The sequence below is a fragment of the Nocardiopsis ganjiahuensis DSM 45031 genome (assembly GCF_000341085.1).
GTDB classification, from domain to species: Bacteria; Actinomycetota; Actinomycetes; order Streptosporangiales; family Streptosporangiaceae; genus Nocardiopsis; species Nocardiopsis ganjiahuensis.
This window is the reverse complement of the sequence record NZ_ANBA01000007.1, coordinates 218,858-231,299: the sequence shown is the minus strand read 5'-3', so window position 1 is coordinate 231,299 and position 12,442 is coordinate 218,858. Positions and strand designations below refer to the sequence as shown.

Below are 12,442 nucleotides of genomic sequence, written 5' to 3'. Positions count from 1 at the left end.
GGTGGCCGAGGACCGGAACGGCCGGGTCCCCGGCCGTGCAACACGTTCGACCGATCCCCGAAGAGCGGAGGAACCATGGGCACACACCCGGCGGGTTACACGGAGGCGGACTACGGCGCGGTGCGCGTGCTGACCGGCGCCGAACGGGGTGCCTACCCGTACGCCAATTCGCTGCTCGTCCGCGGCACCGGGGCGTCGCTGGTCGTGGACCCCTCGCTGTCGCTGGTCGAGGGGGCGCCGCCCGCGGACCTGGTGCTCGTCAGCCACGCCCACGAGGACCACATCGCCGGGCTGGGGAGCTACGACGTCCCGGTCCACGCCCACGAGCGCGAACTCCGGGCCCTGAGCTCACCCGCGGCCCTGGTCGCCTCCCTCGACCTGCCTTCCGAGGCGGCCGCGGAGGCCGACACGGCGATGCGGGAGCGGTTCCACGTGCGCGGCCGCCCCGACGCCCGGGGCTTCGAGGACGGCACCGTGTTCGACCTGGGCGGACGCACGGTGACGGTCGTGCACCTGCCCGGCCACACCGCCGGGCACTGCGGCTTCCTGGTCGAGCCGGACGGGTTCCTGTTCGTGGCCGATGTCGACCTGACGTCGTTCGGCCCCTACTACGGGGACCCCGGCAGCAGCCTGGAGGAGTTCGAGTCCTCGATCCGCCGCTGCCGGGAGATCGACGCGCGCTGGTACGGCACCGCGCACCAGAAGGGCGTGATCGAGGGCGCCGAGGAGTTCAGGAGCCGTCTCGACGCCTATGCCGGGGTGATCCGCAGACGCGAGGAGGCCCTGCTGGAGTTCCTCGCCGAGCCGCGCACCGTCGAGGAGATCGTCGGACACCGGCTGGTCTACCGGCCCCATGTCCGGGGCCCGCACGTGGACCCGGTGGAGCGGCGCACGGCGCGGCGGCACCTGGAGCGTCTGACGGCCCAGGAGCGGGTCACCGAGACCGCGCCGGGCCGGTTCCGCGCGGTGTGACCTCCGACGGCCCCGGCGACACGCCCACCAGGGGTTTCGACGCGAACCTCCTGGCCTGAGCCCGCCGGGCCGGACAGACTCTGTACCACCGCGCGTCGGCGTGTACCGGTGGAGGAGGCGGACGGCCCGCTCGAGGCGGGCGCCGCCCGGAGAACGGAGTTCATGTGCAAGCACAGTGGCCAGGGGTCAGTTCCCTTGTGAACAAGTGGAACGCCGCCCGCAGGGCACGTGCCGAGCGCGGCGCCCGGCGGGAGGCCGAGCGGGAGGAGCTGGCGGCCGAGCAGGACACCCAGGACGAGGCGCACGCCGGCGACCTGCTGCGAACGGTCAGCGACGCCTCCTGGCGCATCCTGGTCATCGGTGTGCTGGCGGGCCTGGTGGTCTACGCGGTCGCCTACCTGTCGGTGGTCACCCTGCCGCTGATCATCGCCGTCTTCCTCACCGCGCTGCTGATGCCCCTGGCGAACTGGATGCGCCGGCCCAACGTGATCAGGCGCGCGGGGTTCGGCCGGGGGGCGTCGACGGCGTTCACCCTGCTGATCGCGCTGATCGTCTACAGCGCCGCCATCACCCTGATCGTGACCCCCGCCGTCGCCGGTTTCAACGGTCTGGTGGACAGCGTCAACCACGCCGTCGTCCAACTCCAGACCATGGATCTGCCCTTCGGGCTGGAGCCGGCGCTGTTCACCGAGACGATCGACAGCGCCTGGGCCCAGGTCCAGTCGCTGATCACCGAGAACAGCAACCAGATCCTCACCGGCGCCTGGACGGCCACCACCGCCGTGACCCGCATCGTGCTCGGGGTCGTCCTGATCCTCGTCCTGACCATCTACTTCGTGCACTCGGGCGACAAGCTCATGGACTGGATCGCCAGCCTCCTGCCGCCCGGTTCCCGCCCGGGTCTGCGCCACGGCGCGCAGGTCTCCTACCGGGTGATGGGCAGCTACGTGCGCGGGGTGGCCCTGGTGGGTGTCTTCGACGCGGTGGGCATCGGCATCGTGCTGCTCCTGTTCCTGGACACCGCGTTGGCGATCCCGTTGATCGTGCTCACCTTCGTGGGTGCGTTCCTGCCGATCATCGGCGCCTTCCTGAGCGGACTGCTGGCCGTTCTGGTCGCCCTGGTGACCGAGAACTGGGTCGTGGCCCTGGTGGTACTGGTGGCGGTGCTCGTCGTGCAGCAGCTGGAGAGCAACGTGTTCGCGCCGCGGATCTACGGGCAGGCCCTGGAGCTGCCCTCGGCCGTGGTCCTCATCGCCCTCACGGTCGGCGGGATCCTCGGCGGGGTGGCGGGCCTCTTCCTGGCCACTCCGATCGCCGCGGTGCTCGCCGCGCTCCTGCGCAACCGGCCCGCGACGCCCTCCGAGGGCACGGCGGAGCCGCGGGGCACGTCCCCGGACGCGGGCACCGGAGGGGAACCGGAGCAGGCGGGGACCGGACCGGCGAAGGACGGTCCGGCCGCCGAGCGCACCTGAGCCCCGGCCCGCGTCACGGCGCGTCCGCTCACCCCACCGGCAGGGGGCGGGCGGCCCGGTCGGAGGCCCCGTGGACGCGGGCGATCGCGTCGGCGAGCCGGTCGAGGCGGTGGGCGGGGGTCCCGGCCAGATTGATCCGTCCGGAGGGCAGGCCGTGGATCGCGTGCTCCTCGCGCAGACGCCCCATGTCCCGCTCGCTCAGGGGCAGTCGCAGGAACATGCCCCGCTGTTCGCGGAGCGGTTCGAACACCGTCGTGCCGGTCCGGTGGGCGAGGGCGTCGGCCAGACCGCCGCGCAGAGCGCCCAGGCGCCCGCGCATGCCCTCCAGTTCGGCCCGCCAGTCCGTGTACAGGCCGGGGTCCCGGAGGATCTCGTGGACGATCCGCGCTCCGTGGTCCGGCGGCTGGGAGTAACCGGCCCGGGCGACCGTCTCCAGGATGCCGTAGGCGTGGGCCCGGCGGGCGGGGTCGTCGGAGACGACGATCGCGCAGCCGGTGCGTTCGTTGTACAGGCCCCAGGCCTTGGAGGCGCTGACCGCGACGACCGCTTCGGGCAGCAGGTCGAGCATGCGCCGCATGCCCTCGAGGTCGGCGTCGAGCCCGTCCCCCAGCCCGAAGTACGCCTGGTCGACGAAGGGGACCACCCCGCGGGCGGCCATGGCGTGGGCGAGCTCCTCCCAGCGCCGCGCCGGCATCGCGGTGCCGGTGGGGTTGTGACAGCAGCCCTGGATCAACAGGACGTCGCCGGGAGCGGCGGTGGCGATCGCCTCGATCGCGGCGCCGGGGTCGGGGCGGCCGTCGGCGAGCAGCATCGGGTACTCGCGTACGCGCAGCCCGGCGGCGGTGAGGATCGTGCGGTGGTTGAGGTAGGCGGGGGTGCCCAGGTGAACGGTCCGGTCGGGCCCGGTCTCGGCCAGCAGTTCCGCCAGGAGGCGCAGAGCGCCGGTGCCCGCGACCGACTGGACCGCCAGGGTGCGCTCGCGGACCTGCTCGGAGGGGAACAGCATCTCGGTGAGCGCGGTGCTGAAGGCACGGTTGCCGGCGGGGCCCAGGTACGCCTTGGAAGGTGAGCGTTCGGCGATGCGGCGCTCGGCCTCGGCCACGGCGCCGAAGACGGGCGAGGCGCCGGTGTCGTCCCGGTAGACGCCGACGATGAGGTCGAGCCGGTCGGGACGCCGGTCGGCGTCGCAGGCCGCGGTGAGCTGCCAGAGGGGGTCGGTGCGCGGGGTCCGCATGGTCGGCATCAGCATGAGGGCTCCAGTTCGGTGCGGCGGTCCGTGGCCTCGGCGGCGCGCGGCGCGGACGGCAGGGGCGGGGCGGGGCGGGCGGCGAGGAGGTTGAAGGCGATCACGCCGGACAGCACCAGCAGCAGGGTGACCGTGGTCGCGACGGTGACGGACTCGCCGAACAGCGGTACGGCGAGGATCAGGGTGAGGACCGGGCTCAGCGCGCCCAGGGTGGCGGCGGCCGGACCCCCGAGGGCGTGGATGGCCGTGGCGTAGCAGAGGGCGGCGAGCACGCCGACGCCGACACCCTGGACGGCGGCGAAGGTCAGGACGTCGCGGGCGGCGGCGCCGTCGAACAGGGCGGTCGGCACCAGTCGCAGCAGGACCGGCACCCCGGCCAGCAGGGCGGAGGGGGCGCAGAGCACGATCGCGGCGCTGACGGGGTCGAGCGTGGTCTCCCGCAGCGCCAGGGTGTACACCGACCACACCAGTCCCGCGCCGAGCAGGACCGCGACCCCCGTGACCTGGTCGGGGGAGGTGGCGGCGACCACGGTCACCGCCACGCCCAGGACGATGAGCACGAGCGCGCCCAGTTGGGCGGGGCGGGCCCGGGTGCGCCAGAGGAAGAACACGAGGAGGGTGACGAACAGCGGCACCGTCCCGGGGATCACGATGCCCACGAGGGCGGCGCTGGTCAGTGCGCCGCCCCAGGCGGCGATCAGGAAGTACGGGAGTCCGGCGCCCACGCAGAGCGCCAACAGGACGCCCCGGCGTTCGTGGCGCACCCGGCGCAGGGCGCGGGGGATCCAGGGGGCGAGGACGACCAGCGGGGTCAGGAAGCGGAGGAGGGCGGTGTCCAGGGCGGTGAGGCCGGAGGCGCCGATACCGCGGATGCTCAGGGCGAAACCGGCCCACAGCACCACGGTCGCCGCCATCGCGGCCAGCCCGACCACGAGGGTGGGGGCCGCGGCGGTAGGTCTGCTCATACGAGCGAAGGTACGGGGAACGACGGGGCTGACGATTGCCAGATATTGCCCTTCGGAGGGCTTTTTTGGCAGAATCTGCCACATGCAAGGACTGGACGAGATCGATCTGCGGATTCTGCACGAGCTCCAGAGCGACGGGCGGATCAGCAACCAGGAGTTGGCCGACCGGGTGGGGCTGTCCCCCTCCCCGTGTCTGCGCCGGGTGCGGCGCCTGGAGGAGGCCGGTGTGGTGGCCCGCTACACCGCCGTGGTCGACCCCGCCTCGGTCGCGCTCGACATCACCGCGTTCGTGCGGCTGCGCCTGGAGTCCCACGGGACCGGTGTGGTGGAGCGGGTGGAGGAGGCCATCCGCGGGATCCCGGAGGTCACGGAGGCCTACCTCCTGGCGGGCGACCACGACTACCTGCTGAAGGTGGCCGCGCGGTCGTTCCCCGCCTACGAGGAGCTGATGCGCGCCAAGCTCCGCGCGATCCCGGCGGTCGCCTCGATCGAGACGACCTTCGCCATCAGCGTCACCAAACCCAGTTCCCCGCTGCCGATCGGCTGAGGGGCGCCCCCGTGCCGGGGCCGGGGCACGGTGTCCGGTGTTCGGGTCCGGGGCGCTGGTTCAGGTCGGGTCGGGTGCGGCGGAGCGGGCCCGGGCCAGCCGCTCCCCGTTGACCCGGCGCCAGGCGTAGACCAGCAGGGGCAGGTGCACCGCTCCGGCCAGCAGGAACGGCAGGCGCAGCGCCCACTCGCGACCCAGGCCCGGTTCGAGGACAACGGCCAGCAGACCGCCCAGGAGGGTGCCGACGGAGATGGTGCCCCAGCCGAAGAAGCGGTAGACCGAGTTCACCCGGCCCAACAGGTGGTCCGGGATGATCCGCTGGCGCAGGGAGACCGTGATGACGTTCCACACCACGCCCGCCGTTCCGCTCAGCGCGCTGACCAGCCAGACCACACCCACGACCGGGACGAACCCCATGACGGCGGAACTCACGCCCATGAGGCCGATCGCGCCCAGCAGGCAGCGGCCGTCACCCAGTTTCGCGGTGATCCGTTCGGCCAGCAGTGAGCCGAGGATCGCACCGGCGGCCCCGCCGGTGATGACCAGACCGAACTGCCAGCCCTGGAACAGGCCGAGCACGTCCTGGACGTAGAGCACCATCAGCGCGAAGGTCATCGCGGAGACGAGGTTCAGCGCGCCCAGGAGCAGGGCCAGGGCCCGCAGCACGGGGTTGTCCCACAGCCATCGGAAGCCGGTACCGATCTCGGCCCGCCAGGCGATGCGGCCGCTGCTCACCTGCTGGCCCCGGGGGCGGTAGGTCCCGGCCAGGGCGAACAGCAGTGCGGCGCTGACCGCGAGCAGCCCGGCGTTGAACAGGAACGGGACCGCCAGTGCCAGGCCCATGAGCACCCCGGCCAGCGGCGGTCCGACGAACTGGTTGGTGGTCACCTCCATCCCCCACAGGCGGCCGTTGGCCTTCTCCAGCAGGCGCCGGTCCACGACGGAGGGCAGGAGGGTCTGCGCGGCGTTGTCCCGGATCACCTCGGCGCAGCCGACCAGGAACGACATCGCGTAGAGCCCGGCGAGCAGGAGCGTCGCCGAGGCGGGGACCCCCTCACCGGCGGCCAGTTGTCCGGGGGTGGGCAGCCCGCCCTCGGTGAACAGCACGAGCACCCCGAAGGCCGCGACCACCGCGAACCGGGCCGCGTCCGTCCAGGCCACCAGCAGGCGCCGGTCGAAGCGGTCGGTGATCACCCCGGCGGGCAGGGAGAACAGCAGCCAGGGCACTCGGGTGGCCAGGGCCACCAGGGCGATGAGCAGGGGGTCGCGGGTCAGGGCGGAGGCGAGCCAGAGCACGGCGACCGTCATGAGGCCGTCGCCGAGGTTGGTCATTCCGCCGGCCGACAGCAGTTTCCAGTAGTCGCTGCCCAGCCGGGGCGGGGCCGCCGGTTCGGGGACGGGTTCGGAGGCGGGTTCGGCGGTGCTCACTCCGTCCCCTGTCCGTCCTCCGACGCCTCCCCGTGCTCGGGCAGCGGGGCCCGGCCGGTGGGGTAGAGGGCGAAGGCCAGCGCGTAGGTGGTCTCCCCCGCGCGCGGCTGGGTTCCGAACTCCGTCAGCAGATCGTGCAGGCGCTGCTCCCACTCCTCGTACCGCGCCTCGGGGATACGGGCGTACCGGAGGTTGACCTTCGCCTGCCAGGCCTGTTCCTCGGACAGCTGGGCGACCTCGGCGGCCACGTCGGCGGCGATGCGCTGGGCCTGGCCGCGGGCCTCGTTGACCGGGGCGTAGTAGAAGGTGCGCGCGGTGCGCCCGTAGTACTTGGCCTCCAGGGCCCGCACCTTGCGGGTGCGCACCACACGCACCAGCCCGGCCTCCTCCAGCACCTTGAGGTGATGGCCGACGGTGCCCTTGGGCCGGCCGAGCGTCTCGGCCAGTTCGGAGGTGGTGGCGGCGCGCTCCAGCAGGAGCTGGACGATCTCGGTCCGGGTGTCCTCGAAGAGGGCCCGGTACTGCTCGGGGGTGGAGAGCTCCAATGACTCGGCGAGCTCGTAGTCGGGGGTGACCGCCATAGGGGACTCCAGTGGTCGGGGGCATCGAATGCTCGAATGGTCGGGATTCGCCGACCATTCGACAGAGACCGTATGGTCGGCCGATCCCGACCATAAGTCAAGTCCCCGCCCCTCGCGGGCCCGTGGAGCCGTGTGCGAATGTGGTCCGCGAGTACACCCGGCAGCGAAGGAGCCCCATGCCCGCCTACGACCTCGACTCGTTCCGGTCCGGCTTTCCGTCCCTGAAGTCAGGCATCGCGTACTTCGACGGCCCCGGCGGCACCCAGACCCCGACGCGGGTGGGAGAGGCGATCCTGCGCACCCTGACCGGCCCCCTGTCCAACCGGGGGAGCTCACTGGTCTCGCAGACCAACGCCGAGGAGGCCGTCCACGCCTTCCGCAGCGCCTACGCCGACCTCCTGGGCGCGGACCCGTCGGGGATCGTCCACGGACGCAGCGCCACCCAGCTGACCTACGACTTCTCCCGGCACCTGGCCAAGGGCTGGGGGCCGGGCGACGAGGTCGTCGTGACCCGGATGGACCACGACTCCAACGTGCGGCCCTGGATCCAGGCGGCTGAGCGGGCGGGGGCCGCCGTGCGCTGGCTCGACCTGGACCCGGCCACGGCCGAACTGGACCTGTCCGACCTGGACGAGGTGGTCAACGAGCGCACCCGGCTGGTGGCGGTGACCGCCGCCTCCAACCTGCTCGGAACCGAACCCCCGGTGCGCACGATCGCCGACCGCGCGCACGCGGTGGGCGCGCTCGTGTACGTGGACGCCGTGCACTTCGCGGCGCACGGGGTCGTGGACCTGCGGGAGCTGGGCGCCGACCTGCTCGTGTGCTCCCCCTACAAGTTCCTCGGCCCGCACTGCGCGGTGCTGGCCGCCTCCCCCGCGCTGTTGGAGACCATCACCCCCGACAAGCTGGTGCCCTCGTCCGACGAGGTTCCCGAGCGCTTCGAGTTCGGCACCCTGCCCTACGAGGTCCTGGCCGGGGCGACGGAGGCGGTGGAGGTGCTCGCGGACCTGGCCCCGGGCCGCGGCACCCGCCGGGACCGGCTGGTGGCCGCGCACGCGGCGGTCGCCGCGCACGAACGGGCCCTGCGGGAGCGGGTGGAGGCGGGACTGGCCACCCTCGGCGAGAAGGTCGTCCTGCGTTCCAGGGCGGCCGAGCGCACCCCCACCCTCTTCATGACCTTCCCCGGTCGGCGCAGCCTGGACGTGTCCCGGGCCCTGGCCGAGCGCGACGTCCTCGCCCCGGCCGGAAGCTTCTACGCCCACGAGACCTTCGCCCGGCTGGGCCTGGACGACGACGCCGGTCTGCGGGTGGGCATGGCGCCGTACCTGTCGGAGGAGGACGTCGACCGGCTGCTCGACGCACTGGGCGACCACCTGGCGACCTGACCGCCCGAGGCCCGGCCCGGCGACGGAGACCGGGGCGGCACCGGCCGGAGCCCGCTCCGACGTCGGAGACCGGAGGCGGCGTCCGCGCGCTCCCCGGTCAGTGGTCGACCGTGAACAGGCGGGGCGCGGTGCAGGGGGCGCCACCGATCGCCGCGCCCATGGAGGCCTCCCCGACCCCGTCCGGGGCACAGCCGAGGTAGACGCCGACCACCGGGCCGTCGGGGGCCGCGTAGGCGGTCAGGTGCTCGGCCCCCACCGCCAGTCCGTCGAGGGGTTCGGCGTCCACACCGGGACCGGTCGGAGTGATCGGGAGCAGGTCGTACTCCTCCAGCGCCATCTCCTCCCTCACCTTCCCGGACTCGGCGCCGAACTCGGGCAGCAGGCCCGCCGGGGCGACCTCGTCGTCCTCGGCCAGGACCTCACCGGTGCCGGCGTCCAGCGCGCGGTAGCCGACCTCGTCGCGGACGTACACCAGGGGCTGGTCGTCCACGGAGACGGAGACCACCTCCCCGGGCTCGGTGTGGCTCCACAGCACCTCGCCGCCGGCGGGGTCGACGGCGGTGATCCGCTCGCCGTCGCACCCGCTGCCGAAGGGCGCGCAGCCCGGGGTGTCGAACAGGATCGGGCCGTCGGGCACTTCGAGGAGCAGGGAGGCGTCACCGGCCTCCTCGGGGGCGTCGAACTCCGCGCCCGGCTCCCCGCCGGTGACGGCGACGACGTGGGCGCGGGCGTCCTCCGGGTCGTACTTCAGGTACGCGGTGTCGCCGACGAGGAGGTGGGCGTCGGCCCGAGGCAGGCTCACCGACCAGTCGACCTTCCCGGTGGCGGCCTCCACCAGGTAGTAGCGGGGATCGGACTCGTCGTCGGGGGGCAGGTACTCACGGAACAGCAGGTGGGAGCCGCTGGTGACCTGGGCTCCCAGGTGCTCGAAGTCCTCCGGCAGGTCGGCTCCGAACACCCGGGCGCCGTCGCGGTCCACCTCCAGGAAACGGACGTCCTCAACGTCGCCGCCGTACTCCGGGAGGTGAGCCACCAGGGTGGGGCCGACCATCCGCAGCAACCCGATCTCCCGGCCCAGCGCCTGGGTCCACAGCACCTCCGCGTCGGCGGTGTCCACGGCGGTGACCGTGTCGGACGTGCTCAGGTAGAGGACCCCCTCGGACTCCACGGCCCGCGGGTAGGGGTGACCGTGGTCCAGCCAGACGCCGGCCGGTTGGACCACCGGGGCGCTCGATTCGGACCGCTCCACGTAGAAGTCGCCCTCCAGCGGCAGTGACCAGCGCACCGCCCCGGCCTCACCGCAGTCCCCGACGTCCTCGCAGGTGACGGTGGTGTCCGGGCTGATGGCCGAGGCGGGAAGGACCACGGGCTCCTCCTCGGCCAGGAGCGAGCAGCCGGTCAGGGAGAGGGCGAGGAGGACGGTGAGCACAGGGGTGGCGCGGAACAGGGGCGGGGTGGGCATGCGCGCATCGTAGCGGGGCGGTGGCGGGCACCCGAGCGCACCCCGGCCTCCACGGCCCGGCCCCGGCTCCACGGCTCTGTCCGCGCGGGTCGACCGGCCGCGCACCGCACGCCACACGCCCGGCACCGTTCACTCTTCGCCATCCCGCAATGACACAATGGCCGACATGTCCTTCCCTCTCCACAACCAACCCCCGCCACCCCCTGCCGCCGCTCAGGCCACAGGCGAGCGCCGCCTGCGTAAGGGGTACATCGCATGCCTGGTCTCGCTGGCCACCACCCTGGCGGTCTTCGCCGTCCTCCTCGTGATGGGGGTCGACGCGCGCCAGCCCGCGCCGGACTTCCTGGCCGAGCCCGACCGCGAGCTCGAGGTCGAGTTGGAGCTCGGCGAGGAGCACGTGGGCGAGCTGGGGCTCTACAGCCAGCTGTACGAGGGCGGGTGCGCGTTCACCACCCCCTCCGGGGAGCCCGGGCTGAGCAGGTCGCAGACGGTGACGCAGTTCGACTACGGCGACGAGGAGTGGCATCTGATCCGCACCATGGAGATCCCCGAGGCCGGCACCTACCGCTTCGTCTGCGACAACGAGAACGCGGACTTCGGCATCGCCTCCACCCACGTGGCCGACACCGCCAGGAACCGGCAGCTCGTATGGGGGCTCACCTGGCTCGGTCTGCCCGCCATCGGCCTGATCACCACCGCGACCATCGCCGCCGTCACCTTCCTGCGGGACCGGCGGGAGAAGGCCGCCGCGCCGGTACCCGGCTGATCCCACCCGAAGCGTCCGGGGCCCGCAGGCGTGCGGGCCCCGTGCCCTGGCCGGTCAGGGGGCCTCGTCGCTGCCCTCCCGGGGGTCCTCGGCCCCGGCTGCGTGCTCGCTGAGAAGCTCGTTGAGGCGTTTGAGCACGCGCAGCTGCGCGTGGTTGTACAACTGCGTCACCGCCTCGGCCATCGTGTCCGCGGCGTGCCGGGCACCGCCCGGCGCGTCCGCCGTCGGGGCCAGTGACCACGGGTTCTCCGCACGGCCCTTGAGGACGACCGGCAGGAAGCGTTCGGCGAGGGTCTCGATCACGGCGTCGTCCGCGTCCGGCGGGAGCGCCTCGAACTCCTCGTCCATGTCCTCGGGTTCACTGATCAGCTCCCGGAACTTCCCGACGGACTCCTCGCTGAGCACGGCCGAGAAGACCATCAGCAGGGACCGCTGCCGTTCCGAGAGGTCCCGGGAGATCGGAGCGAACTCCGGGGGGACGTAGGCCGGCGCGCGGTGGCGCAGGATGAGGGCCAGTTCCTCCCGCACCCGGTTGAGCCGGTCGACCGTCGCCTCCAGTTCCCTGTCCAGGACACGGATGGCCTCGTCCGGGTCCTCGTCTGCCCGTTCCATGGCCGCCACCTCCGACAGCGGCACCCCCAGATCGCTCATGCGCTTGATCTGCAGGAGCCGGACCAGGTGGGGGACCTCGTACCGCTTGTATCCGTTGGCCGCCCGCTCGGGCACGTCCAACAAGCCGATCTGGTGGTAGTACCGGACCGCCTTGACCGTGGTCCCGGCGAGCTCGGCGACCTGCTGGGTGCTCCAGGCCACGGGTTGCCTCCTCCTGCGCCGCGCCGTCGCGGGGGTTCCGCGCCGTGCCCACAGTCCACACCCTGCCCCCGGGGCAGGGTCAAGTGTCCGCCTCGGGCTTGACCCTGCCCCGAGGGCATAGTGCGCAATGTCGGTGAAGGGGTTCGAGCGACCGGCCGCCCCTCCCGACCACGGAGCAGGAACCATGACCATCCTTCGCAGGCCCTTCCAGATCATCCGCGCGAACCTCGGCGCCTACCTCGTACTGAACGCACTCGTGTACGGCGTGCTGCTGGCCGGTCTGGCGGTGGGGATGCTCTTCCCCGAACTGAACACGTCACTGGCTGACGGTCTGGACGAGGACGGGACGGCGGACCTCGTGGTGTCGCTGCTCAGCAACGTCTGGCTGTTCGCCCTGACCATCTTCGGCGTCAACGTGCTGACGGTCGGCGTGCTCAAGATCCTGTTGCCCTCGCTGGTCGTGCCCTTCGCCGGGATCGCCTTCCTCCTCCACATGGCGTTCGAGAGCGGTGTGATCCTGGCCCCGGTCGACGAGACCATAGCGACGGTCCTGATCCCGCACTCCGTGACCATGGTCGTCGAGTTCCAGGCCTACATCCTTCTCGCTCTCGGCTCCTACGTCTTCGCGATGGCCTGGCTGCGTCCCGGATCAGTCGACGCGCCCAACCGCCGCCGGGGGTACGTGCGCGGACTCCAGCGGTTCGGTTGGCTGAGCCTGCCCGCCCTGGTGCTGTTCGTCGTCGGCGCCGTCTACGAGGCCTTCTCGATCATCTACCTCATTCCCCGGATGCTCCTGGGCTGATCC

12 protein-coding genes are annotated in these 12,442 nt (G+C 72.5%); 6 read left to right on the top strand and 6 right to left on the bottom strand.

Annotated elements, in window-relative coordinates:
• The first annotated feature begins 75 nt into the window (after positions 1–75).
• Both D458_RS0107760 and D458_RS0107755 read left to right on the top strand, forming a co-directional pair.
• Positions 76–972 (top strand): MBL fold metallo-hydrolase, encoded by an 897-nt coding sequence (locus D458_RS0107760; RefSeq protein ID WP_017586164.1) that lies wholly within the window; start codon positions 76–78, stop codon positions 970–972.
• A 197-nt stretch (positions 973–1,169) separates the two neighbouring features.
• The gene (locus tag D458_RS0107755) at positions 1,170–2,444 is read left to right on the top strand and encodes an AI-2E family transporter (RefSeq protein WP_017586163.1); all 1,275 of its coding nucleotides are present in this window, start codon (positions 1,170–1,172) and stop codon (positions 2,442–2,444) included.
• Positions 2,445–2,472: 28 nt separating this feature from the next.
• On the opposite strand, the gene D458_RS0107750 is transcribed toward D458_RS0107755, so the two are convergent.
• Together D458_RS0107750 and D458_RS0107745 are read right to left on the bottom strand one after the other, a co-directional pair.
• Positions 2,473–3,693 (bottom strand): aromatic amino acid transaminase, encoded by a 1,221-nt coding sequence (locus tag D458_RS0107750; RefSeq protein WP_017586162.1) that lies wholly within the window; start codon positions 3,691–3,693, stop codon positions 2,473–2,475.
• The gene (locus D458_RS0107745; protein ID WP_051049616.1) at positions 3,687–4,655 is read right to left on the bottom strand and encodes a DMT family transporter; all 969 of its coding nucleotides are present in this window, start codon (positions 4,653–4,655) and stop codon (positions 3,687–3,689) included. Before D458_RS0107745 ends, D458_RS0107750 begins: the two co-directional genes overlap by 7 nt.
• Before the next feature lie 82 nt (positions 4,656–4,737).
• Here D458_RS0107745 and D458_RS0107740 point away from each other — a divergent pair, with 82 nt between their 5' ends.
• Entirely contained in the window at positions 4,738–5,202 is a 465-nt protein-coding gene (locus tag D458_RS0107740; RefSeq protein ID WP_017586160.1) for an Lrp/AsnC family transcriptional regulator, read from the top strand.
• 60 nt (positions 5,203–5,262) lie between these two features.
• Here D458_RS0107740 and D458_RS0107735 read toward each other — a convergent pair whose 3' ends face one another.
• Together D458_RS0107735 and D458_RS0107730 are read right to left on the bottom strand one after the other, a co-directional pair.
• Entirely contained in the window at positions 5,263–6,630 is a 1,368-nt protein-coding gene (locus tag D458_RS0107735) for an MFS transporter (RefSeq protein WP_017586159.1), read from the bottom strand.
• Entirely contained in the window at positions 6,627–7,211 is a 585-nt protein-coding gene (locus tag D458_RS0107730; RefSeq protein WP_017586158.1) for a winged helix-turn-helix domain-containing protein, read from the bottom strand. The genes D458_RS0107735 and D458_RS0107730 overlap by 4 nt, the downstream gene beginning before the upstream one ends.
• Before the next feature lie 176 nt (positions 7,212–7,387).
• Between D458_RS0107730 and D458_RS0107725 the strand changes: the two genes are divergently transcribed.
• A complete protein-coding gene (locus D458_RS0107725) occupies positions 7,388–8,596 on the top strand; it encodes a cysteine desulfurase-like protein (protein WP_017586157.1) in 1,209 nt (402 codons plus the stop codon).
• 97 nt (positions 8,597–8,693) lie between these two features.
• On the opposite strand, the gene D458_RS0107720 is transcribed toward D458_RS0107725, so the two are convergent.
• Positions 8,694–10,058, bottom strand: a complete 1,365-nt coding sequence (locus tag D458_RS0107720) for an outer membrane protein assembly factor BamB family protein (protein WP_017586156.1) — start codon at positions 10,056–10,058, stop codon at positions 8,694–8,696.
• A gap of 166 nt (positions 10,059–10,224) precedes the next feature.
• Here D458_RS0107720 and D458_RS0107715 point away from each other — a divergent pair, with 166 nt between their 5' ends.
• Positions 10,225–10,824: a hypothetical protein gene (locus tag D458_RS0107715; RefSeq protein WP_239647912.1), complete on the top strand. Its 600-nt coding sequence runs from the start codon at positions 10,225–10,227 to the stop codon at positions 10,822–10,824.
• A 54-nt stretch (positions 10,825–10,878) separates the two neighbouring features.
• Here the strand turns inward: D458_RS0107715 and D458_RS0107710 are convergent, their stop codons facing one another.
• On the bottom strand, positions 10,879–11,637 hold the full coding sequence (locus D458_RS0107710; protein ID WP_017586154.1) for a MerR family transcriptional regulator: 759 nt from the start codon (positions 11,635–11,637) through the stop codon (positions 10,879–10,881).
• A gap of 184 nt (positions 11,638–11,821) precedes the next feature.
• Here D458_RS0107710 and D458_RS0107705 point away from each other — a divergent pair, with 184 nt between their 5' ends.
• Positions 11,822–12,439 carry a stage II sporulation protein M gene (locus D458_RS0107705; protein WP_017586153.1) on the top strand — a complete coding sequence of 206 codons (618 nt, stop codon included), beginning with the start codon at positions 11,822–11,824 and terminating at the stop codon, positions 12,437–12,439.
• The last annotated feature ends 3 nt before the right edge of the window (positions 12,440–12,442 follow it).

Bases quoted from the DNA above. Each gene is read 5' to 3' on its own strand.
- D458_RS0107740 (WP_017586160.1), top strand. From the start codon at position 4,738: ATGCAAGGACTGGACGAGATCGATCTGCGGATTCTGCACGAGCTCCAG.
- D458_RS0107725 (WP_017586157.1), top strand. From the start codon at position 7,388: ATGCCCGCCTACGACCTCGACTCGTTCCGGTCCGGCTTTCCGTCCCTG.
- D458_RS0107745 (WP_051049616.1), bottom strand. From the start codon at position 4,655: ATGAGCAGACCTACCGCCGCGGCCCCCACCCTCGTGGTCGGGCTGGCC.
- D458_RS0107730 (WP_017586158.1), bottom strand. From the start codon at position 7,211: ATGGCGGTCACCCCCGACTACGAGCTCGCCGAGTCATTGGAGCTCTCC.
- D458_RS0107750 (WP_017586162.1), bottom strand. From the start codon at position 3,693: ATGCTGATGCCGACCATGCGGACCCCGCGCACCGACCCCCTCTGGCAG.
- D458_RS0107760 (WP_017586164.1), top strand. From the start codon at position 76: ATGGGCACACACCCGGCGGGTTACACGGAGGCGGACTACGGCGCGGTG.
- D458_RS0107705 (WP_017586153.1), top strand. From the start codon at position 11,822: ATGACCATCCTTCGCAGGCCCTTCCAGATCATCCGCGCGAACCTCGGC.
- D458_RS0107715 (WP_239647912.1), top strand. From the start codon at position 10,225: ATGTCCTTCCCTCTCCACAACCAACCCCCGCCACCCCCTGCCGCCGCT.
- D458_RS0107720 (WP_017586156.1), bottom strand. From the start codon at position 10,058: ATGCCCACCCCGCCCCTGTTCCGCGCCACCCCTGTGCTCACCGTCCTC.